Source organism: Paracoccus luteus, from assembly GCF_004522155.1.
In the GTDB taxonomy this organism is placed as follows: domain Bacteria; phylum Pseudomonadota; class Alphaproteobacteria; order Rhodobacterales; family Rhodobacteraceae; genus Paracoccus; species Paracoccus luteus.
In genome coordinates, this window is record NZ_SDEA01000010.1 from 57,770 (window position 1) to 84,058 (window position 26,289).

General features: G+C 70.7%; 25 protein-coding genes. 13 read left to right on the top strand and 12 right to left on the bottom strand.

Annotated features, from left to right (window positions below; translation table 11 throughout):
• Positions 1-256: 256 nt before the first annotated feature.
• Positions 257-943 carry a P-loop NTPase family protein gene (locus EPA64_RS12390; RefSeq protein ID WP_134726666.1) on the bottom strand — a complete coding sequence of 229 codons (687 nt, stop codon included), beginning with the start codon at positions 941-943 and terminating at the stop codon, positions 257-259.
• Positions 888-2,702 carry an AI-2E family transporter gene (locus EPA64_RS12395; protein ID WP_425467033.1) on the bottom strand — a complete coding sequence of 605 codons (1,815 nt, stop codon included), beginning with the start codon at positions 2,700-2,702 and terminating at the stop codon, positions 888-890. The genes EPA64_RS12390 and EPA64_RS12395 overlap by 56 nt, the downstream gene beginning before the upstream one ends.
• Before the next feature lie 86 nt (positions 2,703-2,788).
• Between EPA64_RS12395 and proS the strand changes: the two genes are divergently transcribed.
• The 5 genes from proS to EPA64_RS12420 are packed head-to-tail and all read left to right on the top strand — an operon-like array spanning position 2,789 to position 5,699.
• Positions 2,789-4,147: a proline--tRNA ligase gene (gene proS, locus EPA64_RS12400; RefSeq protein WP_134726667.1), complete on the top strand. Its 1,359-nt coding sequence runs from the start codon at positions 2,789-2,791 to the stop codon at positions 4,145-4,147.
• On the top strand, positions 4,147-4,632 hold the full coding sequence (locus EPA64_RS16755) for a DUF2937 family protein (RefSeq protein ID WP_134726668.1): 486 nt from the start codon (positions 4,147-4,149) through the stop codon (positions 4,630-4,632). Before proS ends, EPA64_RS16755 begins: the two co-directional genes overlap by 1 nt.
• Positions 4,623-5,135 (top strand): DUF1643 domain-containing protein, encoded by a 513-nt coding sequence (locus EPA64_RS12410; protein WP_246026744.1) that lies wholly within the window; start codon positions 4,623-4,625, stop codon positions 5,133-5,135. Before EPA64_RS16755 ends, EPA64_RS12410 begins: the two co-directional genes overlap by 10 nt.
• A gap of 49 nt (positions 5,136-5,184) precedes the next feature.
• The gene (locus EPA64_RS12415) at positions 5,185-5,403 is read left to right on the top strand and encodes a type II toxin-antitoxin system CcdA family antitoxin (protein WP_134726670.1); all 219 of its coding nucleotides are present in this window, start codon (positions 5,185-5,187) and stop codon (positions 5,401-5,403) included.
• 2 nt (positions 5,404-5,405) lie between these two features.
• A complete protein-coding gene (locus EPA64_RS12420; RefSeq protein ID WP_134726671.1) occupies positions 5,406-5,699 on the top strand; it encodes a CcdB family protein in 294 nt (97 codons plus the stop codon).
• Here the strand turns inward: EPA64_RS12420 and miaB are convergent.
• Positions 5,696-7,003, bottom strand: coding sequence for a tRNA (N6-isopentenyl adenosine(37)-C2)-methylthiotransferase MiaB (miaB, locus tag EPA64_RS12425; RefSeq protein WP_134726672.1), 1,308 nt, complete (start codon positions 7,001-7,003; stop codon positions 5,696-5,698). The genes EPA64_RS12420 and miaB overlap by 4 nt on opposite strands.
• A gap of 258 nt (positions 7,004-7,261) precedes the next feature.
• On the opposite strand from miaB, the gene EPA64_RS12430 reads away from it, so the two are divergent.
• A complete protein-coding gene (locus EPA64_RS12430; RefSeq protein WP_167626668.1) occupies positions 7,262-8,632 on the top strand; it encodes an aminotransferase in 1,371 nt (456 codons plus the stop codon).
• A gap of 51 nt (positions 8,633-8,683) precedes the next feature.
• Here the strand turns inward: EPA64_RS12430 and EPA64_RS12435 are convergent, their stop codons facing one another.
• Positions 8,684-10,876, bottom strand: coding sequence for a ComEC/Rec2 family competence protein (locus EPA64_RS12435; protein ID WP_246026745.1), 2,193 nt, complete (start codon positions 10,874-10,876; stop codon positions 8,684-8,686).
• Between the two features lie 299 nt (positions 10,877-11,175).
• On the opposite strand from EPA64_RS12435, the gene gltX reads away from it, so the two are divergent.
• The gene (gene gltX / locus EPA64_RS12440; protein WP_134726674.1) at positions 11,176-12,564 is read left to right on the top strand and encodes a glutamate--tRNA ligase; all 1,389 of its coding nucleotides are present in this window, start codon (positions 11,176-11,178) and stop codon (positions 12,562-12,564) included.
• Positions 12,565-12,616: 52 nt separating this feature from the next.
• The gene (gene gltA / locus EPA64_RS12445; RefSeq protein ID WP_134726675.1) at positions 12,617-13,903 is read left to right on the top strand and encodes a citrate synthase; all 1,287 of its coding nucleotides are present in this window, start codon (positions 12,617-12,619) and stop codon (positions 13,901-13,903) included.
• Between the two features lie 48 nt (positions 13,904-13,951).
• Here gltA and EPA64_RS12450 read toward each other — a convergent pair whose 3' ends face one another.
• A complete protein-coding gene (locus tag EPA64_RS12450) occupies positions 13,952-14,437 on the bottom strand; it encodes an SRPBCC family protein (RefSeq protein WP_134726676.1) in 486 nt (161 codons plus the stop codon).
• 119 nt (positions 14,438-14,556) lie between these two features.
• Here EPA64_RS12450 and EPA64_RS12455 point away from each other — a divergent pair, with 119 nt between their 5' ends.
• The gene (locus EPA64_RS12455; protein ID WP_134726677.1) at positions 14,557-15,207 is read left to right on the top strand and encodes an SDR family NAD(P)-dependent oxidoreductase; all 651 of its coding nucleotides are present in this window, start codon (positions 14,557-14,559) and stop codon (positions 15,205-15,207) included.
• A gap of 125 nt (positions 15,208-15,332) precedes the next feature.
• Here the strand turns inward: EPA64_RS12455 and EPA64_RS12460 are convergent, their stop codons facing one another.
• The 3 genes from EPA64_RS12460 to EPA64_RS12470 are packed head-to-tail and all read right to left on the bottom strand — an operon-like array spanning position 15,333 to position 18,770.
• Positions 15,333-16,826, bottom strand: a complete 1,494-nt coding sequence (locus EPA64_RS12460; RefSeq protein ID WP_134726678.1) for a carboxypeptidase M32 — start codon at positions 16,824-16,826, stop codon at positions 15,333-15,335.
• On the bottom strand, positions 16,823-17,968 hold the full coding sequence (gene ctaA / locus EPA64_RS12465; RefSeq protein ID WP_134726679.1) for a heme A synthase: 1,146 nt from the start codon (positions 17,966-17,968) through the stop codon (positions 16,823-16,825). The genes EPA64_RS12460 and ctaA overlap by 4 nt, the downstream gene beginning before the upstream one ends.
• 52 nt (positions 17,969-18,020) lie before the next feature.
• Positions 18,021-18,770 (bottom strand): RNA methyltransferase, encoded by a 750-nt coding sequence (locus EPA64_RS12470; protein WP_134726680.1) that lies wholly within the window; start codon positions 18,768-18,770, stop codon positions 18,021-18,023.
• Between the two features lie 164 nt (positions 18,771-18,934).
• Between EPA64_RS12470 and EPA64_RS12475 the strand changes: the two genes are divergently transcribed.
• The 4 genes from EPA64_RS12475 (at position 18,935) to EPA64_RS12490 (ending at position 22,412) form a co-directional block, all read left to right on the top strand.
• Positions 18,935-19,537 carry a thiamine phosphate synthase gene (locus EPA64_RS12475; RefSeq protein WP_134726681.1) on the top strand — a complete coding sequence of 201 codons (603 nt, stop codon included), beginning with the start codon at positions 18,935-18,937 and terminating at the stop codon, positions 19,535-19,537.
• Positions 19,538-19,610: 73 nt separating this feature from the next.
• The gene (gene guaA / locus EPA64_RS12480) at positions 19,611-21,170 is read left to right on the top strand and encodes a glutamine-hydrolyzing GMP synthase (protein ID WP_134726682.1); all 1,560 of its coding nucleotides are present in this window, start codon (positions 19,611-19,613) and stop codon (positions 21,168-21,170) included.
• Positions 21,167-21,529 carry a putative quinol monooxygenase gene (locus EPA64_RS12485; protein WP_134726709.1) on the top strand — a complete coding sequence of 121 codons (363 nt, stop codon included), beginning with the start codon at positions 21,167-21,169 and terminating at the stop codon, positions 21,527-21,529. The genes guaA and EPA64_RS12485 overlap by 4 nt, the downstream gene beginning before the upstream one ends.
• Before the next feature lie 70 nt (positions 21,530-21,599).
• Positions 21,600-22,412 carry a DUF72 domain-containing protein gene (locus tag EPA64_RS12490; protein WP_134726683.1) on the top strand — a complete coding sequence of 271 codons (813 nt, stop codon included), beginning with the start codon at positions 21,600-21,602 and terminating at the stop codon, positions 22,410-22,412.
• Between the two features lie 5 nt (positions 22,413-22,417).
• Here EPA64_RS12490 and EPA64_RS12495 read toward each other — a convergent pair whose 3' ends face one another.
• From EPA64_RS12495 to ybeY, 4 genes are all read right to left on the bottom strand, one after another.
• Positions 22,418-23,179, bottom strand: a complete 762-nt coding sequence (locus EPA64_RS12495; protein ID WP_134726684.1) for a hypothetical protein — start codon at positions 23,177-23,179, stop codon at positions 22,418-22,420.
• Positions 23,176-24,231, bottom strand: coding sequence for a GSCFA domain-containing protein (locus EPA64_RS12500; protein WP_220443750.1), 1,056 nt, complete (start codon positions 24,229-24,231; stop codon positions 23,176-23,178). The genes EPA64_RS12495 and EPA64_RS12500 overlap by 4 nt, the downstream gene beginning before the upstream one ends.
• A 569-nt stretch (positions 24,232-24,800) precedes the next feature.
• On the bottom strand, positions 24,801-25,727 hold the full coding sequence (locus EPA64_RS12505) for a transporter associated domain-containing protein (RefSeq protein ID WP_134726686.1): 927 nt from the start codon (positions 25,725-25,727) through the stop codon (positions 24,801-24,803).
• A complete protein-coding gene (ybeY, locus tag EPA64_RS12510; protein WP_425467034.1) occupies positions 25,724-26,281 on the bottom strand; it encodes an rRNA maturation RNase YbeY in 558 nt (185 codons plus the stop codon). The genes EPA64_RS12505 and ybeY overlap by 4 nt, the downstream gene beginning before the upstream one ends.
• Between the last annotated feature and the right edge of the window lie 8 nt (positions 26,282-26,289).

Genomic DNA, 26,289 nt, shown 5'->3' on the forward strand with positions numbered 1-26,289 from the left:
AACCGGCGGCGGCGGGCGGGGGATGGCGGGCCCGCAAACCGGCAGCGGCGGCGCGGCATGGGGGGCAAACCGGCATCATGGTCGCCGCACGGGCGGCCTGCAAACCGGCAGCGACAGGCGCCCCACGGCGGGGATGCACACGGCAGCAGCGGCGCAATACGGGCGGCCCGCAAACCGGCAGCGGCGGGCGCGGCAGGGCGGGGATGCAAGCGGCAGCAGGGGCGCGGCACGGGGGTCTTCCGCCCGCGCGCGCCCCTCACGCCTCGTCCGCCAGCGCCTCGAGCGTGGCAAGCGCCAGCGGCCGCGTGACCGCGCGCCCCTCGGCAAGGGCGGCGCGGTCGATGCGGGCGACCAGCCGGCGCGCCAGCCCCAGGTCGCGGTCCATGCGCCGCACCAGCGCCTCGATGACGCCCGCGCCGGGCATCAGCTGGCGGTCCGCGAACAGCTTGACCAGCACGGCGGCCAGCAGATCCTCGTCCGGCGGGTCCAGCCGCACCGCCGCCATCGACCCCATGCGCGACGCAAGGTCGGGCAGGCCCAGCCCCCAGTCGCGCGGCGGGGCGCGCGCGGTGATCAGCAGCAGCGCCTGACGTTCGGCGGCAAGGTTCCACAGGTGGAACAGCGCGCGCTCCGCCCCCGCCGCGCCGCCCGCGCGGTGCGCGTCCTCGACCACCAGAGCGCCGAAGAAATCGACCAGCGCGTCGCAGGCCTCGTCCCGCAGGGCGCGCGCCGCCACGCGCCGGGCGCCATTCTCGGCCGCCCAGAAGGACGCGAGATGCGATTTGCCCGAACCGTCCGGCCCGATCAGGATCAGCCGCCCCTGCGGCCAGTCCTCGGGCCGGTCCAGCAGGGCCAGCGCGGTGGCGTTCGCGGGCGCGGGCAGGAAATCACCCCGCCCCAGCGCGGGCGGGGTCCGCAGGTCCAGGGCCAGCTGGCGGGACACGGGGCTCAGCCCCGGTCGCGGCGCGGGGCGGTGTCCTGCGGCGGCGCGTCTTCGCCGCCCTGCCCGGCCTGCCCCGATTGCGCCGTCCGCGCGCGCTTTCGCGCCGCATCGGCCGCGGCGCGGGCCGCGTCGTCTGCGGCCTGCGCCGCGGCCAGATCCGCCGCGGGGCCGGGGTGGCGGGCCGCGTTGACGTCGGCGCTTTCGGCCCGGGCGCGGGCGGCCTTTGCATCAGTCTCGGCGGCCTCGCCCTCGGGGTCGGCGGGGTCGNGGCGCTTTCGGCCCGGGCGCGGGCGGCCTTTGCATCAGTCTCGGCGGCCTCGCCCTCGGGGTCGGCGGGGTCGGTGCCGTCGGGCGTCCTGCCGCCCCAGGTGCGGACCTCGGGTTCCACCTGCAACGCCTTGACCGAGCCTGCGGCGCCGGGCGGCGTCACCTCGACCGTGGCTTCGGCCACAGGTGCGTGGTCGCGGTGCGCGGCCTCGGCGGCCGCCTCGCGCGCGGCCTGGCGCGCCTCGGCGACCCTGACGTCCTGCACGGCGGCCCGGTGCGCGGCCTCGGACCGGCGCCGCGCCTCGGCCGTGGTGCCGGGGGGGACGACCTCGATCAGCATGGGGGGGGCAGGTTCGGGGATGACATCACTGCCCGTATACAGCGCGCTTTCCTTGTAGCGGTCGGTGAAGAACCGCACCAGCACCCCGATGATCGCCCCAAGCGGAACCGCCACGACCAGCCCGACAAAGCCGAACAGCTTGCCGAACACGGCCAGCGCGATCATCAGCCAGACCGGGTGCAGCCCGACATGGCCGCCGATGATCTTGGGTTGCAGATAGTTGCCCTCGACGATCTGGCCGACGACAAAGATCGCCAGCACCGCCACGATCCACTGGGGATCGTCCCAAAAGGTGAACGCCGCCACCGCGACCGAGGTGACGCCGCCGGTGAACACCCCGACATAGGGGATGATCGACAGCACCGCCGCCGAAATCCCGATCACCAGCGCAAACGGCAGCCCGACCGCCAGCAGGGCGGTGGAATAGAACGTGGCCAGGATCAGCGTCACCAGCCCCTGCCCGCGCAGAAACCCCGACATGCTGTAGTTTATCTCGCGCGCGATCCCGCGGATGGTGTCGGCATGCTCGCGCGGCAGCAGCGCGTCGATGCGCGCCACCATGCGGTCCCAGTCAAGCAGCAGATAAAACGCGACCACCGGCACGATCACCGCCAGCAGCACGACGGAAATCACGTTGCGGACCGATGACATCAGGGTTCTGACGACCTGCCCGCCCACCTGCGACAGCTGCGCCGTCAGGTCGTTCAGCGCCCCGCGCAGGGTGCCGCCTTCGGGGAACCGCTCGGGGAACTGCTGGGACAGCCACGATTGCACCGTCGCGAAATAGCCGGGCGCGGCCTCGATCAGCTGGACCAGCTGGCGGATGACCAGCGGCACCAGCAGGACCACCGCCAGCAGAAAGATCAGCACGGCGATCACCGTGATCAGCGTCACCGCCAGCGTCCGCGACAGGCCGCTGCGTTCCAGCCGGTCGGCCAGCGGGTCCAGCACATAGGCGATGCCCGCGCCGATCAGGAACGGCGTCATCACGTTGCCCAGACCCCACAGCGCCAGCGCCACCACCGCCGCGACCGCGCCCCAGGACCAGGCCTGCTTGTGAACCGGGACGCGCATCGCCATGCCTCGCTGCGTGAAATCTGGCGCGACCATACGCGAGGCGCGGCCATGCGCAAGCGCGCGCCTGCGGGGCATGGGTCGGGGGCAAGGCCGCGCAAGCCCGGTTGCCCGGCGGGCCGCGATCCGCTAACCGGGCCGGGTCCAACAAGGTGCCGCCCGCCATGCGTCTGTCGCGCTATTTCCTGCCCGTCCTGAAAGAAAACCCGTCCGAGGCGCAGATCGTCAGCCACCGGCTGATGCTGCGCGCGGGCATGATCAAGCAGCAGTCCGCCGGCATCTATTCCTGGCTGCCGCTGGGGCTGAAGGTGCTGCGCCGGGTCGAGCAGATCGTGAACGAGGAGCAGCAGCGCGCCGGCCACATCCCCGTCCTGATGCCGACGCTGCAATCGGCCGAGCTGTGGCGCGAATCCGGCCGTTATGACGATTACGGCGAGGAGATGCTGCGCGTCACCGACCGCCACAAGCGCGAGATGCTGTATGGCCCCACCAACGAGGAGATGATCACCGACATCTTCCGGGCCCATGTGAACAGCTACAAGGATCTGCCGCTGACCCTCTATCAGATCCAGTGGAAGTTCCGCGACGAGATCCGCCCCCGCTTCGGCGTCATGCGGGGGCGCGAGTTCCTGATGAAGGACGGCTACAACTTCGACCTGACCCGGGAAGACGCGCTGCACGCCTATAACCGGCACCTCGTCAGCTATCTGCGGACTTACGAACGCATGGGCCTGCAGGCGATCCCGATGCGCGCCGACAGCGGCCCCATCGGCGGCGAGAACACGCATGAGTTCCTGGTGCTGGCCGAGACGGGCGAATCCGAGGTCTTCTATGACAGCCAGATCACCGACCTGACCTTCGGCGACCGGCAGATCGACTATGACGACCAGGCCGCCTGCGCCGCCGTGCTGGAGGAGTTCACCAGCCGCTACGCCCGCACCGACGAGACGCACGACGAGGCGGTCTTCGCCCAGGTCCCCGCAGAGCGGCGCAAGTCCGCCCGCGGGATCGAGGTCGGCCAGATCTTCTATTTCGGCACCAAGTATTCCGAACCGATGGGCGCCACCGTCGTCGGCCCGGACGGCCAGCGCGTGCCGGTCCACATGGGATCGCACGGCATCGGCGTCAGCCGCCTGCTGGGCGCCATCATCGAGGCCAGCCACGACGACCGCGGCATCATCTGGCCCGAGGGCGTGGCCCCCTTCCACGTCGGGCTGGTGAACCTGAAACAGGGCGACCCGTCCACCGACAGCGCCTGCGATGCGCTGGAGCGGGACTTGCAGGCGCGCGGCATCGACGTGCTGTATGACGACCGCGACGAACGCGCCGGCGCCAAGTTCGCGACGATGGACCTGGTCGGCCTGCCGTGGCGGATCACCGTCGGCCCGCGCGGGCTGGCCAACAACAAGGTCGAACTGACCAGCCGCCGCACCGGCGAGTCGGTCGAGATGTCGCCCGCCGAGGCCGTGGCCCGGGTGGCCGAGGTTTACGCCCCGGTCTTCGCGGCGGCCTACAAGCCCTGATGGGACTGCTGCGCCTGATCCCCGCGCTGGCCGTTGGGGCGGCGCTGTCGCAGTTCCCGGCCTTTTCGGACCAGTATGTCCAGCGGCTGGGCGGTCAGGCGGACGCGCTGCGGCAGGTCGCGGCCGAGTTCGACGCCAGCGCCGACCGCGCCGGGCTGACCCGGCAGGCGGCGCTGGACCAGATCGCGGGGACGGCCTTCCTCGATTCCCACGGGCAGGACATGGCCCGCGTCTTCCCCCGGCTGGCCCGGATCGAAAGCGACCTGCGCCTGCTGCGCGCCGCCTCACCGCTGGAGCGCATCGCCCTTCCCCACCGCATGCGCGACGCCGAGACGCTGGCCGCGACATGGGACGACTTTCGCCCGGCGGTGCCCCTGACGGCATCCGGCTTGTGGGCCGCCGGCCTTGGCTTTCTGCTGGGCTGGCTGCTGGCCGGACTGCCGCTGATGCTGTTCCGCCGGGACGAGCGGGCCGCGTGGCGCTGATCCGGCGGCACGAGGCGGGAGGGGTTGCTTCCGAAGCCCTATTCTCGGACTGCGAGCGCTATCGCTACAGCCTGACGCGGGTCTGGGATGCGGCGCTGCCCCGGCTCGCCTGGGTGATGCTGAACCCCTCGACCGCCGACGAGCGCCGCAACGATCCCACCATCGCCCGCTGCGAGGCGCGAACCCGCACGATGGGCTGCGGCGCCTATCGGATCGTGAACCTATACGCCTTCCGCGCCACCTATCCGCGCGACCTTCGCACCGCCGCCGATCCGGTCGGTCCCGCGAACGACACCGCCTTGCGGGACGCTGCGGTCTGGGCGCGCCGTGTCGTCTGCGGCTGGGGGATGCACGCCCAGCCGGATCGCGCGCGCGGGGCGCTGGCCCTGTTTCGCCGCGCGGGCGCCGAACCGCTGCACCTCGGACTGACCAGGGCGGGCCAGCCGCGCCATCCGCTGCATCTGGCCTATGCGGTGACGCCCCAGCCCTTTGCCGCCGATTGACAGAGGCCCGCAGCGCGCGCATCCTTCATGCGCATGATGAGGTGACACGATGCGCGCCCGCCTGAACCTGACCGTCGAGGATTCCGTCGTCCTTGAGGCCCGCGACTATGGCCTGAACCTGTCCCGCATCGCCGAGGACGCGCTGCGCCACGCCGTCAAGCTGGAACGCAACCGCCGCTGGGTCGAGGAAAACCGCGAGGCGCTGGCAGCCTATGCCCGCGAGGTCGAGGAGCATGGCTGCATCCTCGACGATCTGCGGATGTTCTGATCTTGGCGCAGTTCGACGTCTATCGCCTGCCGGACGGGCGGCATCTTGTCGATCTGCAGACCGATCTGGTCACGGTCGAGGCAAGCCGGATCACGGCGCCGATGGTGCGCCCGACCTCTCCGCTTGCGCTGACTCGGCTGACGCCTCCGGTGCGGCTGAACGATCAGGACTGGGTGGTGATCGTCCCCCAACTTGCCGCCATCCCTGCGCGGAATCTGCGGCAGCGCGTCGGCAGCCTGTCCGACCATGCGGACGAAATCTTCCGCGCCATCGACATCCTGACCCACGGCTTCTAGGCCAGCTCGCCCTCCAGCGAGTTCGGGGCGCTGGCCTTGATGCGCACCGTTACCAGATCGCCCGGCTGCGCGTCGGGGGCGTGGACAAAGACCGAATGCAGATAGTCGGACTTGCCGACCATCTGCCCCGGCATCCGGCCCGGCTTTTCGAACAGGACGCCCAGCCTGCGCCCGACCATCGCGTCCTGCGCCGCCTTCTGCTGGCGCGACAACAGCGCCTGCATCTCGTGCAGGCGGGCGTCGGCCACGCTGTCGTTCACCGTCGGGCGATCCGCCGCGGGTGTGCCGGGGCGCGGCGAATACTTGAAGCTGAAGGCCGTGCCGAAGCCGACCTCGGCGATCAGGCGCAGCGTGTCGGCGTGGTCGGCGTCCGTCTCGCCGGGAAAGCCCGCGATGAAATCGCTGGTCAGCATGATGTCGGGACGCGCCGCGCGGATGCGGTCGATCAGGCGCAGGTAATCGTCGCGGGTGTGGCGGCGGTTCATCGCCTTGAGGATGCGGTCCGACCCCGACTGCACCGGCAGGTGCAGATAGGGCATCAGCTGCGGCACGTCGCGATGCGCCTCGATCAGGTCGTCGGCCATGTCGTTGGGGTGGCTGGTCGTATAGCGGATGCGGTCCAGCCCCGGCACCGCGGCGATCTGCCGGATCAGGTCGCCGAACCCGGTCGCGCCCGCGCCGTGCCAGCCGTTGACGTTCTGGCCCAGCAGCGTGATCTCGCGCACGCCCCGCGCGACCAGGTCGCGGGCCTCGGACAGGATGCGGGCGGCGGGGCGGCTGACCTCGGCGCCGCGGGTATAGGGGACGACGCAAAAGGCGCAGAACTTGTCGCAACCCTCCTGCACGGTCAGGAAGGCCGCGGGCGCGCGGCGGGTCGCGGCGCGTTGCGGCAGGTGGTCGAACTTGTCCTCGGCCGGAAAGTCGGTGTCCACGGCGGGGCCGTCCCCCCGCGCCATCGCGGGCAGGCGGTGATAGGCCTGCGGGCCGACGACCAGATCGACCAGCGGCATGCGGCGGATGATCTCGGCCCCCTCGGCCTGCGCCACGCAGCCCGCGACGCCGATCCTCAGATCGGGGCGCGCGCCCTTCAGGGGCTTCAGGCGGCCCAGGTCGGAATACAGCTTCTCGGCCGCCTTCTCGCGGATGTGGCAGGTGTTCAGCAGCACCATGTCGGCATCCTCGGCCCGGTCCGTCTGCACGTAACCATCCGCCTCCAGCGCCTCGGCCATGCGCTGGCTGTCATAGACGTTCATCTGGCAGCCGTAGGTCTTGATGAACAGCCGCTTGGGCGTCTGGTCGGTCATGGGGCGCGCGCTTTCGGTGGGTGATGGGGGGTGATAGCATCCCGGCCCCGGCAAGGAAAGAACGCCGGATGCAAGGCTGCGCGCCTTTCCGCGCCACCGACGGCCCCGCCCGTTCCCATTTCCCCGTCCCGGCGATCCGCCAGCCCGGCCCGCCGCGCGCGCGCCACCTGCCCGCGCGGCCGCCGATCTGCCGCCCGGCGCGCGTTGAACCCGGCGCGCCGCCCGGATAGCCTGCCACCAACGCACGAGGAGAGGCGCATCATGGACGACAAGAGCTGGTCGGCGCGGGCCGAGGAATTCTCGATGTATGGGTTCACCGACCTGCCCAGCGTCGGACAGCGGGGCACCATCGTCTTGACCCACGGCGAGGGGCCGTATGTCTTCGACACCGAGGGGCGCAAGTGGCTGGATGCGAACTCGGGCCTGTGGAACATGGTCGCGGGCTTTGACCACAAGGGCCTGATCGAGGCCGCCAAGGCGCAATACGACCGCTTTCCCGGCTATCACGCATTTTTCGGCCGCATGTCCGACCAGACCGTGATGCTGTCGGAAAAGCTGGTCGAGGTGTCGCCGTTCGCGCGCGGCAAGGTGTTCTACACCAACTCGGGGTCCGAGGCGAACGACACGATGGTCAAGATGCTGTGGTTCCTGCACCGGGCCGAGGGCAAGCCGGAACGCCGCAAGATCCTGACGCGCTGGAACGCCTATCACGGCGTCACGGCCATCAGCGCGTCGATGACCGGCAAGCCCTATAACGAGGTGTTCGGCCTGCCGCTGCCCGGCTTCATCCACCTGACCTGCCCGCATTTCTGGCGCGAGGGGCAGGCCGGCGAATCCGAGGCCGAGTTCGTGAGCCGTCTCGCCCGCGAGCTTGAGGACACCATCGCGCGCGAGGGCGCCGACACCATCGCCGGGTTCTTTGCCGAACCGGTGCAGGGCGCGGGCGGCGTGATCCCCCCGGCGCAGGGATATTTCCAGGCGATCCAGCCGATCCTGCGCAAGCACGCCATCCCCCTGATCGCCGACGAGGTCATCACCGGCTTTGGCCGCACGGGCAACACCTGGGGCTGCCAGACCTATGGCTTTGTCCCCGACGCGATCATCAGCTCCAAGAACCTGACGGCGGGGCTGTTCCCGATGGGCGCCGTGATCCTGGGGCCCGAGCTTTCGGACCGGCTGGACGCGGCCATCGCCCCGATCGAGGAGTTCCCGCACGGCTTTACCGCGTCGGGCCACCCGGTCGGCTGCGCCATCGCGCTGAAGGCCATCGACGTGGTGATGAACGAGGGGCTGGCCGAAAACGTCGTGCGCGGCGCCCCCCGGATGGAGGCGGGCTTGCGCCGCATCATGCAGAAGCACGAGAACATCGGCGAGCTGCGCGGCGTCGGTTACATGTGGGCGCTTGAGGCGGTGAAGAACCCCGGGACGAAAGAGCCGTTCCCCGGCACATTGTCGGTCAGCGAGCGCATCGCCAACACCTGCACCGACATGGGGCTGATCTGCCGGCCGCTGGGCCAGTCGATCGTGCTGTGCCCGCCTTTCATCCTGACCGACGCCCAGATGGACGAGATGTTCGACAAGCTGGACGCGGCGCTGACCAAGGTCTTTGCCGAACTGCCCCGCGACTGACGGGTTTGCGCGGCGGTCCCGGCAAAGGCGGCCGCTGCGACCGACCGGGGCTCACTCCGCGCCGGTGACCTGCGGGCTGGGGTTCGCCGCGCCTGCCTTGGCTCCCCCGCGCCACGCCCGGCGCGGAGGGGCAAGGCCTGCGGCGGCGCGAACGCCACGGTCGCTCCACAGCCTTGCGCCCGAGGCGCTGCGCGCGCTGAGCCACACGGGGCCGTTCGCGCCTGCCCACAGCGCGGCCGCGCCGTCGCGCCGCAGCCGGGTCTGGTCGATCAGGCGGCACGGTTTCGGCCGCGCGCCCGCCGGCGCCGCTGCGGCCAGCACGACGATATCGGCGTCGGCGCAGGCCGCCGCGACGCGGTCGACCGCGCCCTTGCCCGACAGATGCGTGACGCGCAGCGGTGCCCGGCCGGGCCACGGCAGCGTGGCGCTGCGCGCGCCGCGCGGGCCGGACCAGCCCGCACGCGCCGCCGCATCCTCGGCCGAGGCCACGTCGCCGTCCGCGCGCAGCCAACTGTCGGCGACGAATGCGCCCGCCGGCCCGGACAAGGCGCGGCCCTGGGGGGTGACAAGGCCCACCGCGCCCGCATCCTCGGCGATCAGCAGGGCCGGGCGCGCGCTGTTCGCCCAGACGACCGCGCCCGCCGCGACCATCGCCAGCGCCAGCGCCGCCACGCATTGCCGCGGCCGCGACGCGCCACGGCGCAGCACCAGCAGCATCAGCGTCGCGCCGGTCCCCATCAGCGGCAGCACCGTCCAATGCGGCGCGGGGACCGCCACGACCGCGCCGCCCCAGCCGGCGACGGTCGCGGCGACCCACAGCATCCAGCGCGTCCCCAGCCCCATGATCCACAGCGCGGGCGCGGCCAGCCCCAGCGGCGCCAGCAGCAGCGCGAACACCCCCGCAGGCATGACCAGGACGCCCATGACCGGCACCGCCAGCAGGTTGGCGACAAGGCCATACTGGGCGGATCGGTTGAAATGCGCGGCCGCGATCGGGCCGGTGGCAAGACCGGCGATCAGCGACGACAGCACCAGCATCACCGCCCCCCGCAGCCACCAAGGCAGCGCGCCCGCGCGCCGCGACCAGGCGGGGAACACCGCGATCAGCGCCACTGTGGCCGCAAAGCTCATCTGGAAACCGGGCGTCACCAGCGCCTCGGGGGCGGTCAGCAGGATCACCAGCGCCGCCACCGCCACCGTCCGCAGCGAGATCGCGCGCCGGTCCGCCAGCACCGCGACCAGCATGACGGCGACCATCAGGAACGCCCGTTCCGTCGGCACGCCGCCGCCGGACAGCCACAGATAGCCCGCCGCCGCCCCCAGCGCGACCGCGGCCGCGATCTTGTGGACCGGCCGGCCCGCCAGCGCGCCCGCCAGCGGCCCCGCCGCCTGCGCCGCGGCCAGCGCCAGCCGCAGCGCGCCATAGACGAAGCCCGCCAGCATCGACATGTGCAGCCCCGAGATCGAGACGATGTGGTAGAGATTCGAATCGCGCATCAGCTGGTTGGTCGCCTCGGCGATGGCGGAGCGGTCGCCGGTCATCAGGGCGGCGGCCACCGCGCCCTCTGCCCCGCCGATGCCGTCGCGGATCGCCTGCGCCAGCTGCAGCCGCGGGACCTGCGCGTCCAGCGCATCGGCGGGCGCGGGCGCGACCGTCATCAGCGGCGTGCGGGTATAGCCGACCGCGCCCAGCCGGTCGAAGAACGCGGCCCGGCGGAAATCGAACCCGCCGGGTTCGGCCGGGCCGGGCGGCGGGCCGAGATGCCCGGTCAGCATGATCCGCGCGCCGGGGTCGGGCAGCGCCCCGGGGTCGGTCAGGGCGGCCGGATCGGTCAGCGACAGGCGGACGCGGGCGGGGGTGCGGTCGGGCGCGGTGTCGCGCAGCACCACCCGGTCCAGCGTCACCCGCATCCGGTCGCGGGCCGAGCGGTCGATCTGGACCACCCGCCCCTCGACCGGGCCGTAATAACGGAAATCCAGCACCGGAGCGGCGACCCAATGGGCGCGCCCGCCCGCGACCAGCCCCCCCGCCAGGATCAATGCGGCGCCGATGCCCGCCAGCCGCACACGGTCGGCAAGGTCCGGGTCCATGCGCCCCTGCGCCGCCAGCCGCGCGACCCTGCGCGCCACGGCCAGCGCCGCCAGCGCCAGCGCCGCCGCCGCGCCATAGGCGGCCGTCCCGGGTTCGACCGGCAAGGCGAACCACCCGCCGATTCCGAACGCCAGCAGGACCGGCGCCCACACCAGCAACCCCGCCCGCGCAACCGCGTCGGGCCGGGGCAAGGCGGCCTGCCGCGCGGCAGCCCCAGCGGCCGGGGGGCCACCGGCAGCCGTCCACGGCAGACGCCAGCGCCAGCGCGGCCCGCCGGCCGCCGCTTCGCCGGACCCAATCCCGATGCCGTCGATGGCGGCCAATCCTTGTCCTTTCCGGGGCGGTTCAGTATCTGTCGCGGCAACTTTACGCGCCGGTCCTTTCCGAAAGGTTAACCGCCGCCCGCATTCCGCAGGCCGTGCCCCGTCCTGCCCGAGACGTCAGGACCGCCATGACCGCCGCCCCCGTGACCCGGTTTGCCCCCTCTCCGACCGGTTATCTGCACATCGGCGGCGCGCGGACGGCGCTGTTCAACTGGCTTTACGCGCGCGGCCGCGGCGGCAGGTTCCTGCTGCGGATCGAGGATACCGACCGCGCCCGATCCACCCCCGAGGCGACCGAGGCGATCCTGAAGGGCCTGACCTGGCTGGGCCTGGACTGGGACGGCGAGCCGATCAGCCAGTTCGCCCGCGCCGACCGCCACGCCCAGGTCGCGCGCCAGATGCTGGACGCGGGTACCGCCTATCGCTGCCATTCCACCCCGGCCGAGATCGAGGCGTGGCGGGCCGAGAACCCGAACCGCACCTTTGTCAGCCCGTGGCGCGACGCCGACCCCGCGGGCGCACCCGACGCGCCCTTTGCCATCCGCCTGCGCGCACCGCGCGAGGGCGAGACGGTAATCCGCGACGCTGTGCAGGGCGACGTGACCTTTCGCAACGACCAGCTTGACGACATGGTGCTGCTGCGGTCGGACGGGACGCCGACCTATATGCACGCGGTCGTCGTGGACGATCACGACATGGGCGTGACGCATGTGATCCGCGGCGACGACCACCTGACCAACGCCGCCCGGCAGGTCCAGGTCTATCAGGCGATGGGGTGGGACATCCCCGTCTTTGCCCATATCCCGCTGATCCACGGGACCGACGGCAAGAAACTGTCCAAGCGCCACGGCGCGGTCGGGCTGCACGATTATGCCGCGATGGGCTATCCGGCGGCGGCAATGCGGAACTATCTGGCGCGCCTGGGGTGGAGCCACGGCGACGACGAGTTGTTCGACGACACGCAGGCCCGCGAATGGTTCGACTTGGCCGGGATCGGCAAGGCCCCGGCGCGGCTTGACTTCAAGAAGCTGGAGCATGTCTCGGGGCACCATATCGGGGCGATGCCGGACGATGCGCTGCTGCGCGAGCTGTCGCGCTTCCGGGCCGAGATCGGCCAGCCCGCGTTCACCGAAACCCAGATCGCGCGGCTGTCGCCGGCGCTGCCGGTGCTGAAGCAAAAGGCAAAGACATTCCCGCAACTGCTTGAGCAGGCGCGCTTTGCCCTGATCGGGCGCCCCGTCGAACGCGACGACAAGGCGCAGGCGGCGCTTGATCCGGTATCCCTTCGCATACTGTCCGAATTGACCGCTGCATTGCAGCATGTTAACTGGACGCGAGACGAACTGGAGGCCGAGGCTCAGCGGTTGGCCGAGGCGAACGGGATCGGTCTGGGCAAGATCGCGGCGCCGTTGCGCGCGGCACTGGCCGGCCGGACCTCGACCCCCAGCGTATTCGACATGATGCTGGCGCTTGGCCGGGACGAGACGCTCGCCCGGCTGGCCGGCGCGGCGGGCTGAACGGCCCCCGGCATTCCACGGCCCGCCACGGGCAACAGGCGAGAGGAAAGCGATGGCCACCACAGCCAAGATCACCGTCAAGGATCAGGAACTCGAACTGCCGGTCCTGACCCCCACGGTGGGCCCGGAATGCGTCGACATCCGCAAGCTGTATGGGCAAAGCGGGTTGTTCACCTTCGATCCCGGCTTTACCTCGACGGCCGCGTGCGAAAGCGCGATCACCTATATCGACGGCGACGAGGGAGAGCTGTGGTATCGCGGCTATCCCATCGACCAGCTGGCCGAGAAAAGCCACTATCTGGAAGTCTGCTATCTGCTGCTGAACGGCGAGCTGCCGAACGCCCGCCAGATGGACGAGTTCGAGACGCTGATCACGCGCCACACGATGGTGCACGAGCAGATGCATTATTTCTATCGCGGGTTCCGCCGCGACAGCCACCCGATGGCGACGATGGTCGGCGTCGTGGGCGCCATGTCGGCGTTCTATCACGATTCGACCGACATCAACGACCCCAAGCAGCGCGACATCGCGTCGATCCGGCTGATCGCCAAGCTGCCGACGCTGGCGGCGATGGCCTATAAATATTCCATCGGCCAGCCCTTCGTGTATCCGCGCAATGACCTGGATTACGCGTCGAACTTCCTGCACATGTGCTTTTCGGTCCCGGCCGAGGAATACAAGGTCGATCCGGCGCTGGCCCGGGCGATGGACCGCATCTTCACGCTGCACGCGGATCACGAGCAGAACGCCTCGACCTCGACCGTGCGGCTGGCGGGTTCTTCGGGGGCCAACCCCTTTGCCTGCATCGCGGCGGGCATCGCCTGCCTGTGGGGCCCCGCGCATGGCGGCGCCAACCAGGCCGCGCTGGAAATGCTGGAGGAGATCGGCAGCGTCGATCGCATCCCGGAATACATCGGCCGCGCCAAGGACAAGGACGACCCCTTCCGCCTGATGGGCTTCGGGCATCGGGTCTACAAGAACTTCGACCCGCGCGCGAAGATCATGAAGGAATCTGCCGACGAGGTGCTGGGCATCCTGGGCATCGAGAACAACCCGACGCTGCAGGTGGCCAAGGAACTGGAACGCATCGCGCTTGAGGACGATTATTTCGTCAGCAAGAAGCTGTATCCCAACGTCGATTTCTATTCCGGCATCATCCTGTCGGCGATGGGTTTCCCGACCTCGATGTTCACGCCGATCTTTGCGCTGTCGCGCACCGTCGGCTGGATCTCGCAGTGGAAGGAAATGCTGGGCGACCCGGACAGCAAGATCGGCCGGCCGCGCCAGCTGTATATCGGCGCGGACCGCCGCGACTATCTGGCCGTCGCCGACCGCTGAACGGAACGCACGCGAAGGAACAGGGGGGGGGCGGCGCGGCCCCCCTTGTCATTCGACCAGCGCCGCCAACTGCTCGATGCAGGTGCCCCAGCCCTCGGCAAAGCCCATGTCCTGATGGCGCTGGCGATCCCTTTCGGTCCGGTGCAGCACGCGCGCGGCATAGATCGTGCCGTCGCCGTCCGGGTCCATCGTGATGATGGCGGTCATGAAGGGCGTCGCATTGGGCCGATAGCCGCCTGACATCGCGTCGGTAAAGACGATCCGCCGCGGGGCGACCGCCTCGAGGATGCAGCCTTCGGCGTCCGCGTCGCCGGGGCAGTCGGCTGCCTCGCCGTCCGGTCCCTGCATGACGGTGACAAACCGGCCGCCCGCGCGCGGTTCGATCAGCGCGCGGGTGACGCGCCACGGCCGGGGCGCCCACCATTGCGCAAGTTTGTCGGCGTCGGTCCAGGCGTCCCAGATCGCCTGCGGGGCGGCCGCGATGCGCCGGGTGATGACCAGGTCGTTGCCCTCGACGGTGGTGGTGGCTTTCATGGTTTCCTCCGCTTGCGGTCGCAGGGGGCCTGCCCCGCCATCATACCGCGACTTCGTGCCGCGACATCCCCCGCATTTCCCGCTTGCGGGTGGCGCGCGGCGGTGGCACTCGGCACGCCATGAACGACAAGATCGCATTGATTACAGGGGCGTCGCGCGGCCTTGGCGCGGCAATGGCGGAAAATCTGGGCGCGCGGGGCTGGCACATCGTCGCCGTCGCCCGGACCGTCGGCGCGCTGGAGGAGCTGGACGACCGCGTCCGCGCGGCCGGCGGCTCGGCCACGCTGGCGCCGATGGACGTGGCGCTGCCCGACGCGATGATCCAGCTGGTGCAGGGCATCCAGGGGCGCTGGGGCGGCGTCGACCTGTGGGTCCATGCCGCGATCCACGCCGCACCCCTGTCGCCCATGCCGCATGTCGATCCCAAGGACATGGCCCGTTCCATCGCGATCAACGTCGCCGCGACGCATGGGCTGATCGCGCTGGTCGATCCATTGCTGCGCGCGAGGGGCGGCACCGCGCTGTTTCTGGACGATCCGCGGTCCGGCCAGCCCTTCTTCGGCGCCTATGGCGCGACCAAGACGGCGCAGATCGCGATGGCGAAAAGCTGGGCGGCGGAAAACGCGCGGCTTGGTCCCCGCGTGGTGGTGGCGACCCCTGCCCCGATGGCGACCGCGACCCGCGCCCGGTTCCACCCCGGCGAGGATCGCGGCGCGCTGATCCCCTGCGCGACCGAGGCCGACCGCATCCTGCGCGACCTGCTGGGCTGACGCGGACCAACCGCCACGGAGTCCCGCGGCTGGAGGGCGTCGGCCGCAGCCGAAGGGAGACGGCCGCGGCTTCCGAGCCGATCCCGAGGGTCTCGCGTCCCCCGGCTGGACGGCTTCCCCTGCTGCTACAGCGCGTAGATACCGGCGAACTTGTCTTCCAGATAATCCAGCAGCGGCGCGGCCGTGACGGGTGCGCCGGTCGCCTGCTCGATCAGTGTGCGCGGTTCGTAAAGCCCGCCGTGGCGTTGCAGGTTCTCGCGCAGCCATTCGACCGCAGGCTCGGCGTCGCCCTGCGCCAGGCTGTCGTCCAGATCGGGCACCGCGCCCCGCAGCGCCGCGTTCAGGCAGCCCGCATAGACGTTCCCCAGCGCATAGGTCGGGAAATACCCGAACAGCCCCACGGCCCAGTGGACGTCCTGCAGCACGCCGTTTGCCGGGCGGTCCACCGCGATGCCGAAATCGCGCAGGAAGCGCGCGTTCCATGCTTCGACCAGATCGTCGGTGGACAGCCGCCCCGCGATCAGGTCGCGTTCCAGGTCGAACCGCATCATGATGTGCAGGTTGTATTGGACCTCGTCAGCCTCGGTGCGGATATGGCCGGGGGCGACACGGTTGACAGTGCGATAGAACTGGTCCGCATCGGCCACCGACAGCCCGCCCATCATGTCGGACATGCGCCCGTGCAGCCAGCCGGTGAACGCCCGCCCCCGGCCGATCTGGTTTTCATAGATGCGGCTCTGGCTTTCGTGGACGCCCATCGACACGCCCCGCCCCAGGGGCGTGAAGGCGTGGTCGCTGTCGATCCCCAGCTCATAGCTGGAATGGCCGACCTCGTGGATGGTGGAATAGATGCAGTTGAACGGCTCGGTCTCGACCACCCGCGTCGTGATCCGGCTGTCCTGCCAGCGCCCGGACGAGAACGGATGCACCGCCAGATCCAGCCGGCCGCGCGTCCAGTCGTATCCGAAGGCGGTCGCGCAGGCCCGCGCCAGCCGCAGCTGGCTTTCCTGCGGGAACCGGCCCTGCAGTTCGGCGGGCGGGTTGCCTGCGCCCAGCACATCCTCGCGCAGGGCGACCAGCCGGGGGCGCATGCTGTCGAACAGCGCGGCAAGGTCGGCCTGCGTCGCGCCGGGTTCATAGTCGTCCAGCAGCGCGTCATAGGGATCGCCGCCACCAAAGCCCGCATCGACCAGCGCGTTCGCCGCGTCCTGGGTCAGCACAAGGATGGAATCCAGCGCCGGCAGGAACGCCTCGGGCGCGTCATTGGCGCGGGCCTCGGCCCAGATGCCCTGCGACAGGCTGGTCTGGCGCGCCAGTTCCGTGGCCAGCGCCGCGGGAATGGCGCAGGCGCGCGCGTGATCGCGGGCGATCAGCTCGACGATGCGGGATTCGCGCGCCGTTTCGGGGCGGGCGGCGTCCAGCCACTCGCCGATGCGCGGGTCGGTGCGGCGGTCGTGCAGGACGGCGGCGATGGCCGCCATCTCCTCGGACCGCTGCTCGGTCGCGCCGCGGGGCATGACGGTTTCCTGGTCCCAGCCCAGCCGCTCGGCGATGGACGACAGCGCCTCGGTCTGGCGCTGAAAGGCCAGCAGGTCGTTCATGGCGGTGGGCTGGTTCATCGGATCGTCCCCCGGACGCTGGTTTCATAAGGATAGCGGGCGTGATGGCGCGCCCGCAGGATCAGCACGAACAGCGCGACCGCGCCCAGCTGGTGGGCCAGCGCCTCGGGCAGCGGCGCGCCGCGCATGACGGTGGCGATGCCCAGCACGATCTGGAACGCCACCGCCGCGATCATGACCGTGAACGCGCCCCGCGTCACCGGATGGGGCGACCGGCGCGAGCGTGCCCACACCACGATGGCAAATACGGCCAGCAGATAGCCCACCATGCGGTGGGTGAACTGAACCGTGGCCGCGTTCTCGAACAGGTTGCGCCAGCCGAGAGTCGCGTCCCAGATCGCCGCCGGAATCCACTCGCCGCCCATCTGCGGCCAGCCGGTGTATTGCCGGCCCGCGTCGATCCCCGCGACCAGCGCGCCGATCAGGATCTGCACAAAGGTCAGATGCATCAGCCCGGTCGTCATGGAAAACAGCTTCGGCTCACCGGCCCGGCGCGCCCGCAGCAGCGCCGCGTCGGGCCGCGACAACTGCAGCGCGTACCACGCGATCAGCCCCAGGATCGCGAAGGCCAGCCCCAGATGCACCGCCAGCCGGTATGACGCGACCGAGGTCATCCCCGTGACCAGACCGGAACTGACCATCCACCAGCCGACGGCGCCCTGCAGCCCCCCCAGCGCGCCCAGCGTCAGCAGCCGCGGCGTCCAGCCCGCGGGCATCCGGCCGCTGGCCCAGAAGAACACGAACCCCAGCGCCCAGACCAGCCCGACGGCCCGGCCCAGCAGCCGGTGCGCCCATTCCCACCAATAGATGCGCTGGAACCCGGCAAGGTCCATCGTCGGGTTTTCCTCGGCGAACTGGGGGATCTGCTGGTATTTGGCGAACTCGGCCTGCCACGCGGCCGCGCCCTGCGGAGGCAGCGTGCCGGTGACCGGCTTCCATTCGGTGATCGACAGCCCCGACCCGGTCAGGCGCGTGGCGCCCCCCAGCGCGATCATCGCCGCGACCATCACGAACAGCACGATCAGCCACACGCGGATCGCGCCGCGCGCGCCCTTGGGGGCCGCGTCGATCAGCTTGCCTGCGGTGACGGGCGCGCGGGGCGCCGTGTCCGACACCTCCTGAAAGATCGGGCGCTTGGCCATGCTGAGTTCCTTGCGATTGCGGCCCGGACATTGGCCGCGACGCCCCGAAAGGTCAATCGCGCGGGGGCTTCCAGGTCAGTTGCCGGATCATCCCGTGGAATATCTGCACGTCCGCGCGGGTCAGCGGCAGGCGCGACCACAGGTTGCGCAGCGTCAGCCGCATCGTCGAGGCCTTCTCGGGCGGGAAGAAAAACCGTGCCTCGGCCAGCCGCTCCTCCCAGTGATCGGCCAGCCGCTCGACTTCGATCCGGGTGGCGGGCACCTCGCCCGGCGGGCGGCGTCCGGCGGGCGCGGGCTGCGCTGGCAGCGCGTCGCGGCCCCATTCGTATCCCATCAGCAGCACCGCCTGCGCCAGGTTCAGCGACGGAAAATCCGGGTTCACCGGCACGGTCACGATGGCGCTGGCGCGGGCGATGTCGTCGTTGTCCAGCCCCGCCCGTTCGGGGCCGAAGATCAGCGCGACGCGGCGGCCGTCCGCAGCCATCCCCCGCGCCTCGGCCATCGCGCTGGCGGGCGTGTGGACGGGCTTGGTCAGCTCGCGGCCCCGTGCGGTGGTGGCATAGGCGTGGTGGATGTCCTCCATCGCCTCGGCCAGGGTGGCAAACACCCGCGCCCGGTCCAGCACCTGCCCCGCCGCGCCGGACGCCATCGCAACGGCGCGCGGGTTGGGCCAGCCGTCGCGGGGCGCGACCAGCCGCATCTCGGTCAGGCCAAAGTTCAGCATCGCGCGCGCGGCCGCGCCGATGTTCTCGCCCATCTGGGGGCGCACGAGGATGACGACGGGCGGCACGGCTTGCGACATGGCGCGCGATCTACCCCGCGGCGGCGTCCGGGGACAAGCGCCAGTGCTTCGCCTTGGCCAAATACTCCGGGGGTCGCGCGGCACGCGCGAGGGGGCGGCGCCCCCTTTCAAGGAACCCGCCGCTGCGCTATCTGCCTGAAACCCCGGACCGGAAAGGACCGCGCATGGACGCGCCCCAGCTTTACCTGATCGCCCCGACGCTGATCGCCGCCTCGGAACTGGGGCCGCGTCTGGCGGCGGTGCTGGACGCGCATCCCGTCGCCTGCCTGCGCCTGCCCGGCGCGGGCGATGAGGGCGAGCTGGCGCGGATCGCCGACATCGCCCGCGACATCGCGCATGCCCGCGACGTCGCCGTGGTGATCGAGGATCACATCCCGCTGGCCCGCGCCCACGGGCTGGACGGGGTGCATCTGACCGACGGCGCGCGGACCGTCCGCTATGCCCGCAAGGAACTGGGCGCGGACGCCATCGTCGGCGCCTTCTGCGGCGCCTCGCGCCACGAGGGGATGAACGCCGGCGAGGCGGGCGCCGACTACGTCGCCTTCGGCCCCTGCGGCGCAACCGGGCTGGGCCGGGGCGCCCCGGTCGACCTTGATCTGTTCCAGTGGTGGTCCGAGGTGGTCGAGGTTCCCGTCGTGGCCGAGGGCGCGCTGGACGCGGCCCTGATCCGCAGCCTGTGGCCGGTCGCCGATTTCATCGCCGTCGGCCCCGAAATCTGGTCCGCCGACGACCCCGCGGCGGCGCTGGCCGCGCTGTGGCAGGCCTGACGGCGCGCCCGGCGGGCCGTTTCGCGCGCGCGGGCGCTTGCCCGGCGCGGGGTTGCATCGTAAGCCGCTGGCCATGACCCAGCACCAGCTTCTGCTCATCGTCGATTTCGGCAGCCAAGTGACCCAGCTGATCGCGCGCCGCCTGCGCGAGCTGAACGTCTACTGTGAAATCCATGCCTATCAGACCCTGACCGACGCGGCCGTGCGCGACATGGCCCCGCGCGCGATCATCCTGTCGGGCGGCCCCGACAGCGTGACCCGCGAGGGCAGCCCCCGCGCCCCGCAAGCGGTGTTCGACACGGGCGTGCCGGTGTTCGGCATCTGCTATGGCCAGCAGGTGATGATGCAGCAGCTGGGCGGGCGCGTCGAAAGCGGCCACCACGCCGAATACGGCCGCGCCTTCATCCACCCCGCGCCGGGCCACAATGGCGACGGCATCTTTGCCGGGCTCTTCGCGGCGGGCCGCGAAGAGGTCTGGATGAGCCACGGCGACCGCGTCACCCAGCTTGCGCCGGGGTTCGAGGTCATCGGCACCTCGCCCAACGCGCCGCTGGCGATGATCGCGGACGAATCGCGCGGGCTTTACGCCGTGCAGTTCCACCCCGAGGTGCATCACACCCCGAACGGCCGCATCATGCTGGAAAACTTCGTCCGCATGGCGGGGTTCACCGGCGACTGGACGATGGCCGGATACCGGGACGAGGCGATCCGCCGCATCCGCGAGCAGGTGGGCGACGCCAAGGTCATCTGCGGCCTGTCGGGCGGCGTCGATTCCTCGGTCGCGGCGGTCCTGATCCACGAGGCCATCGGCGACCAGCTGACCTGCGTCTTTGTCGATCACGGCCTGCTGCGGCAGGGCGAGGCCGAGGAGGTCGTGGCGATGTTCCGCGACAACTATAACATCCCGCTGATCCACGCCGACGAATCCGACCTGTTCCTGGGCGAGCTGGACGGGGTCAGCGACCCGGAAACCAAGCGCAAGATCATCGGCCGGCTGTTCATCGACGTGTTCCAGAAACACGCCGCCGAGGTCGGCGGGGCCGAGTTCCTGGCGCAGGGCACGCTTTATCCCGACGTGATCGAATCGGTCAGCTTTACCGGCGGGCCGTCGGTCACGATCAAGTCGCACCACAATGTCGGCGGCCTGCCCGAAAAGATGGGGCTGAAGCTGGTCGAGCCGCTGCGCGAGCTGTTCAAGGACGAGGTTCGCGCGCTGGGCCGCGAACTGGGCCTGCCCGCATCCTTCATCGGCCGCCACCCGTTTCCCGGCCCCGGCCTTGCCATCCGCTGCCCCGGCGAGATCACCCGCGAAAAGCTGGACATCCTGCGCAAGGCTGACGCCGTCTTCATCGACCAGATCCGCCGCCACGGGCTTTACGACGACATCTGGCAGGCGTTCGTGGCCATCCTGCCAGTCCGCACCGTGGGCGTCATGGGCGACGGGCGCACCTATGATTTCGCCTGCGCGCTGCGCGCCGTGACCTCGGTCGATGGCATGACGGCGGATTACTATCCCTTCACCCACGAGTTCCTGGGCGAGACCGCCACCCGCATCATCAACGAGGTGCGCGGCATCAACCGCGTGACCTATGACATCACGTCGAAACCGCCGGGGACGATCGAATGGGAATGACGGACCACGCGCACGGCGCGGGCTGCGGCTGCGGCCACCACCACACGGCCGCCGACCCGCACGCCGCGCGGACCGGCGCGCAGGTGTCGCTGACCGGGCAGCTGGTCTGCGCCGACGTGGCGCAGATGCTGGCGGTGCTGGACCACGCGCAGTCCCACATCGACGCCAGCCGGGCCGAGCCGGGCTGCCTGCAATTCGACCTGTGGCAGACGGACGAGCCGCTGGTCTTTGCGGTGGCGGAACGCTTTGCCGACCCGGACGCCTATCGCGCCCACCAGACCCGCACCCGCGCGACCGACTGGTATGCGGCGACCGCCGACCTGGAACGGCGCGGTTTCGACCGCCGCGGGCTGGACTGACCGGCTGAACCGGCGCGGCTTGCGCCCGCGCGCCCGCGCGGCGATCATCCGCGCAAAGGCGGGGGCACGGATGGACGAAGCGGGCAGGATACGGATCGGCGTCGGCGGCTGGACCTATGCGCCGTGGGACGACAGCTTTTATCCGGCGGACCTGCGCAAGAAGGACCAGCTGTCCTATGCGGCCAGCCGTCTGACCGCGATCGAGATCAACGGCACGTTCTATCGCACGCAGAAACCCGAGACCTTTCAGAACTGGCGCGACGCCGTGCCCGAGGGGTTCGTGTTCGCCGTCAAGGCACCGCGCTATGCCGTGCAGAAACGGGTGCTGGCCGAGGCGGGCTCCTCGATCGCGCGCTTTGCCGAAAGCGGGCTGGACCGCCTAGGCGACGCGCTGGGTCCGGTCCTGTGGCAGCTGGCCCCGACCAAGCGCCACGATCCCGACGATTTCGCCGCCTTCCTGGACCTGCTGCCGGAACGCGCGGGCGACGCGCCGCTGCGCCATGCGGTCGAACTGCGCCACCCGTCCTTTGCCTGCGCCGAGGCGGTCGCGGCCTGCCGCGCCCGCAACGTCGCGATCGTCCTGGCGGGCGACAGCGAACATCCGATGATCGCCGACCAGACCGCCGACTTCAGCTATCTGCGGATCATGGGGACGACCCCCGATCTCAAGGGGGGCTATGCGCCGCGCGCGCTGGACCTGTGGGCGGAACGCGCCCGCGCCCTGTCGCGGGGCCGCCAGCCCGACGGCCTGCCGCCGGTCGGCAAGCCGCTGGACGACGGCCGACCCCGCGACGTGTTCCTGTTCGTGATCTCGGGGCACAAGGAAAAGAACCCGGCCGCGGCGCAGGAACTGATCGCGCGCGTGGGGCGCGACCCGGACTGAGGGCCTCAGCCGTCGGCGGGCTGCAGATGGGGTTCGCGCTGCGTCAGGAACGCCGCGATCTGCCCGATCATCAGAGCGCCATAATCCCGGTTGCCGTGATGGGGGTCGTTTTCGTCCGCGATCTGGTAAGGCGGCAACATGAACCCGGCCTCGTCCGACACCTGCGGCGGCGGCGGGATCACGGGGATGCCCATCGCGTCCAGACGCTGGACCATGACACCGCGCAGGAAACGGTCCAGCGCGGCGACATCCTCCTCGGCATAGCCGGTGCCCAGGATCTTGAACCGGCGCGTCGGCGGCGGGGCCGAGACGATCGTGATCCGCGCGCCAAGATCCTGCAGGTCGCGCAGGAAATCCAGCGTCCGGCTGTGATAGCGCAGCACCACGGCCGACAGCGCGCCTTCCGACATGAAGGCCCGCGCGGGACGGGGCGACGCGAACGCGGGCGCATGGTTCAGAAACAGCCGGCCCGCCAGCATCGTCTGCGTATGCAGCCCCAGGCTGACAAGAAAGTCGCCGGCCGGCGCCAGCATCCGCCCGTGGTCGTCGCACAGGCCCGCCATCCGCCCCTTGAACAGATGATGGGTCAGGAAGATGTCGTTTCCCCGGCGGACGTGGAAATCCCCGTAAAAGACGGTCGCCGCGCCCAGCATGTTGACGCCTGCAAGCCGCACGGGCACGGGCTTGCCCGCGGCCTGCAGCGCCAGTTTCCCGCCCATGATGGCATTGCAGTGCGAATCGCCGAACAGCCGGTATTCCCGCGTCATTGCCAGCTTTCCGCCTGCAGCACCATCTCGTCACAGACCACGTCCGGTTCCTGCACAAAGGCGCCCGCCGCGTTCGGCGCAGCCTGCGTCAGCGCCGGATGTTCCCTGAAGAAATGGCACATCGCGACATCGACCCCGCGGGGATGGACGCTGCGCAGGTCGGGTTCAAAGAACATGCTGCGCGCCGGAATGCCGGTGATGATCTCGTAGGAGGGGAAGTAATCCACGCCCGGATCGGTCTGGTAAAGCTCGCCCGCCGCGGCGCGCAGGACGCTTTTGGAATAGGTCGTCGCCACCAGGACGTGCTGGTCGGTCGCGGTCGCCACCAGCGGCACGGGCGACACCGTCAGCAAAAATCGCATCGGGGGCCGGACGCGGCGGGCGATCGCCATGAACGCGCGCAGGTCGGCCACCACCTCGGAGGTGGTGAAGTTGCGGAACTCGTGGATGCCGGGGTCGAACCGCCCCGCCGCCGTTCCCGGCGCGACCGGATAGGCGCTGCCGTCGCGCCGGTCGACCCACGCCTCGGTAAGGCCGAGGGTGAAGACAAAGACGTCGGCCTGTTCGATCAGCTGCCTGACGGTCGCCAGGTGATGCGTCAGCGCGGCCTGAAACTCGGCCGCCGAGGCAAAGCCGTCTGGTTCGATCGTGGGCCGGAACGGGTCGAAAAAGCGGCCCTGATGTTCCCACATCGGCTCGACCGGGGTGAAATCGCCATAGGCGCGCTGGACAAGCTGCAGCAGCTGCCGCGCGGTATAGATGTTGCCATAGCGCGCGGAATACAGCCCGTATCCATGCGCCGCCGCATCCTCGGGCGCCATGTTGAAGGGCGCGGGATCAAGGTCCAGGTATCTGTAACCCGAATCGCGCAGCCGCCGCGCCACATGCTGGGCGAAACAGCTGCCCGCCGCCGCGATCCCGTCCCCCTGCGCGATGGCGAACTTTCGGGAATAGATGTCGGGGATCTCGAACGGCGAGACGCCGGCGACGCCGTTCTTCCAGAAGTTCTTTCGCGGCAGCCCGCGATACGGGTTTCGGGGCTGGGTGTTCATGAAAACCATGCGAACCTGAAATCGGCCCGACCACGCTAGCCGCAGGGTGGATGACTGTCCAGACGGGGGCAGGACGGTGGCGCGCGCGCCCCTGGGCCAGCGACTCGCCGGGGCGGGGGGGCGCGCCCCCGGGCCAGTGCAGGCCGGATGCCACGCCCGCGACGGCGAACGTGGGTGATGCGGCGGGCCTCTCGGCGGGACGCGCGCGTCCCCGGGCCGCCGTCCAACCCGCTGCGCCGTTGGGCGGCGGGCACGGGCGATATATCGCGGCGCGCCCGTCTTTACGCCACCGCCCACCGAATGCCGCGTCGGGGTCGGACGCGGACACGGGCGATGCGGCGGTCGTCGCGGTGGCGCACGCCCGTTCCCGGAGCCACCGCCCCACCGTCGGGCGGCGGACCCGGGCGATGCGCCGGTCGCTACGCCATCGCCCCGCCGGATGCCGCGTCGGGACGGACGCGGACACCGGCGGTGCGGCGGACGTCGCGGTGGCGCACGCCCGTTCCCGCGGCCACCGCCACACCCGCTGCACCGTCCGTGCGGCGGCGCGGGATGCATCGCGCCCGTCCCTAGGCCACCGCCCCGCCGGATGCCGCGTCGGGGCGGCGGACGCGGACGCGGGTGATGCGGCGGGCGTCGGCGTCCACCACCTCAAAGGCGACGCCGCTGTCATGCACAACCGTCTCGCCCCGCGCCGGCACCCGCCCCGCCAGCATGAAGATCAGCCCGCCCAGCGTGTCGATCTCTTCCTCGTATTCGCCGCTGACCAGCCGGACGCCGATCTCGGTTTCCACCGCGTCGATGGGCGCGCGCGCCAGCACCAGCCACTGGCCGGGGCGTTCCTGGCTCCACAGCGGCTCGTCGGCGTCGTCGTGCTCGTCTTCGATCTGGCCGATGACCTGTTCGATCAGATCCTCGATGGTGATCAGCCCGTCCACGCCGCCGTATTCGTCGATGACCAGCGCCATGTGGATGCGCTTTTGCTGCATCTGCTGCAGCAGCGCGCCGATGGGCATGCTGCCGGGCACATACAGCAGCGGCCGCAGCAGCGGGCGAAGGGCAAAGCGCGGCGCGGGCGGGCGGGCGCCGAACCCGTGCTTCAGCGCCAGATCCTTGAGGTGGACCAGCCCCAGCGGATGGTCCAGGTCGCCGCGGTGGACCGGCAGGCGGGAATAGCCGTGTTCGCGGAACACCTCGACCAGTTCGGGCAGGCCGGCGGTCACGGGCACCGACACGATGTCGGCGCGGGTCACGGCCACGTCATCCACCGACTTGCGGCGCAGGTTCAAAAGGTTCGGCGCGTGGGCCGAGGTCGCCGCCTCCATCAGCGAGGGGGGGGCGTCGTCGGCAATGTCGGGCGCGGCGCCCAGCCGGGTCAGCACGCGCCCCAGAAAGCCGCGCGTTCGCGGCTGGTCGCGTCCCTCGGGTTCGGCCTCGTCGCCCCATCCGGCCGGTTCGGAACCGTCCGGGGTGTCGCTACTTCGCGGATCGCTCATGGCTGAGGGGCCTCATAAGGGTCGGGGATGCCAAGCCGCGCCAGGATCGAACGCTCGGCGTCCTCCATGGTTTCGGCGTCGGCGTCGATCTCGTGGTCGTAACCGGCCAGGTGCAGGATCGCGTGGATCAGCAGGTGGGTGACGTGGTCGGCCAAGGGCTTGCCCTGCGCCGCCGCCTCGCGCGCGCAGGTGTCATAGCTGATCGCGATGTCGCCCAGTTCCGGCCCGCCCGGCGGCACCGGGGCCGCCCCCGGCGGGCGCGGCGCCGGGTCCACGGATGGCCAGCTGAGCACGTTGGTCGACGCGGGCTTGCCGCGGAAATGGTCGTTCAGCGAGGCGATGCGGTCGTCGTCGCAGCCCATCACCACGATCTCGACCTGGTCGATGCCCAGGTGCTGCGTGGTGGCGACTGCGGCGCGGTTGGCCAGCGCGCCCAGGTCGACGTCCAGCCAACGGTCGTCCTCGATCACCAGATCGACGGGCGCGGGGGCGTGGCCGTCGCCCGCCTCGCCGCCGTCGGCGCCCCATGCCGTCCCGTTCATGTCGTCGGTCATGCCCCTGC

What these genes read in the sequence shown, in the direction of transcription:
- proS (WP_134726667.1), top strand. Translation starts at nt 2,789, where the DNA reads ATGCGTCTGTCGCGCTATTTCCTGCCCGTCCTGAAAGAAAACCCGTCC.
- EPA64_RS16755 (WP_134726668.1), top strand. Translation starts at nt 4,147, where the DNA reads ATGGGACTGCTGCGCCTGATCCCCGCGCTGGCCGTTGGGGCGGCGCTG.
- EPA64_RS12415 (WP_134726670.1), top strand. Translation starts at nt 5,185, where the DNA reads ATGCGCGCCCGCCTGAACCTGACCGTCGAGGATTCCGTCGTCCTTGAG.
- miaB (WP_134726672.1), bottom strand. Translation starts at nt 7,003, where the DNA reads ATGACCGACCAGACGCCCAAGCGGCTGTTCATCAAGACCTACGGCTGC.
- gltX (WP_134726674.1), top strand. Translation starts at nt 11,176, where the DNA reads ATGACCGCCGCCCCCGTGACCCGGTTTGCCCCCTCTCCGACCGGTTAT.
- gltA (WP_134726675.1), top strand. Translation starts at nt 12,617, where the DNA reads ATGGCCACCACAGCCAAGATCACCGTCAAGGATCAGGAACTCGAACTG.
- EPA64_RS12450 (WP_134726676.1), bottom strand. Translation starts at nt 14,437, where the DNA reads ATGAAAGCCACCACCACCGTCGAGGGCAACGACCTGGTCATCACCCGG.
- EPA64_RS12455 (WP_134726677.1), top strand. Translation starts at nt 14,557, where the DNA reads ATGAACGACAAGATCGCATTGATTACAGGGGCGTCGCGCGGCCTTGGC.
- EPA64_RS12460 (WP_134726678.1), bottom strand. Translation starts at nt 16,826, where the DNA reads ATGAACCAGCCCACCGCCATGAACGACCTGCTGGCCTTTCAGCGCCAG.
- ctaA (WP_134726679.1), bottom strand. Translation starts at nt 17,968, where the DNA reads ATGGCCAAGCGCCCGATCTTTCAGGAGGTGTCGGACACGGCGCCCCGC.
- EPA64_RS12470 (WP_134726680.1), bottom strand. Translation starts at nt 18,770, where the DNA reads ATGTCGCAAGCCGTGCCGCCCGTCGTCATCCTCGTGCGCCCCCAGATG.
- EPA64_RS12475 (WP_134726681.1), top strand. Translation starts at nt 18,935, where the DNA reads ATGGACGCGCCCCAGCTTTACCTGATCGCCCCGACGCTGATCGCCGCC.
- guaA (WP_134726682.1), top strand. Translation starts at nt 19,611, where the DNA reads ATGACCCAGCACCAGCTTCTGCTCATCGTCGATTTCGGCAGCCAAGTG.
- EPA64_RS12485 (WP_134726709.1), top strand. Translation starts at nt 21,167, where the DNA reads ATGACGGACCACGCGCACGGCGCGGGCTGCGGCTGCGGCCACCACCAC.
- EPA64_RS12490 (WP_134726683.1), top strand. Translation starts at nt 21,600, where the DNA reads ATGGACGAAGCGGGCAGGATACGGATCGGCGTCGGCGGCTGGACCTAT.
- EPA64_RS12495 (WP_134726684.1), bottom strand. Translation starts at nt 23,179, where the DNA reads ATGACGCGGGAATACCGGCTGTTCGGCGATTCGCACTGCAATGCCATC.
- EPA64_RS12500 (WP_220443750.1), bottom strand. Translation starts at nt 24,231, where the DNA reads ATGAACACCCAGCCCCGAAACCCGTATCGCGGGCTGCCGCGAAAGAAC.
- EPA64_RS12505 (WP_134726686.1), bottom strand. Translation starts at nt 25,727, where the DNA reads ATGAGCGATCCGCGAAGTAGCGACACCCCGGACGGTTCCGAACCGGCC.
- ybeY (WP_425467034.1), bottom strand. Translation starts at nt 26,281, where the DNA reads ATGACCGACGACATGAACGGGACGGCATGGGGCGCCGACGGCGGCGAG.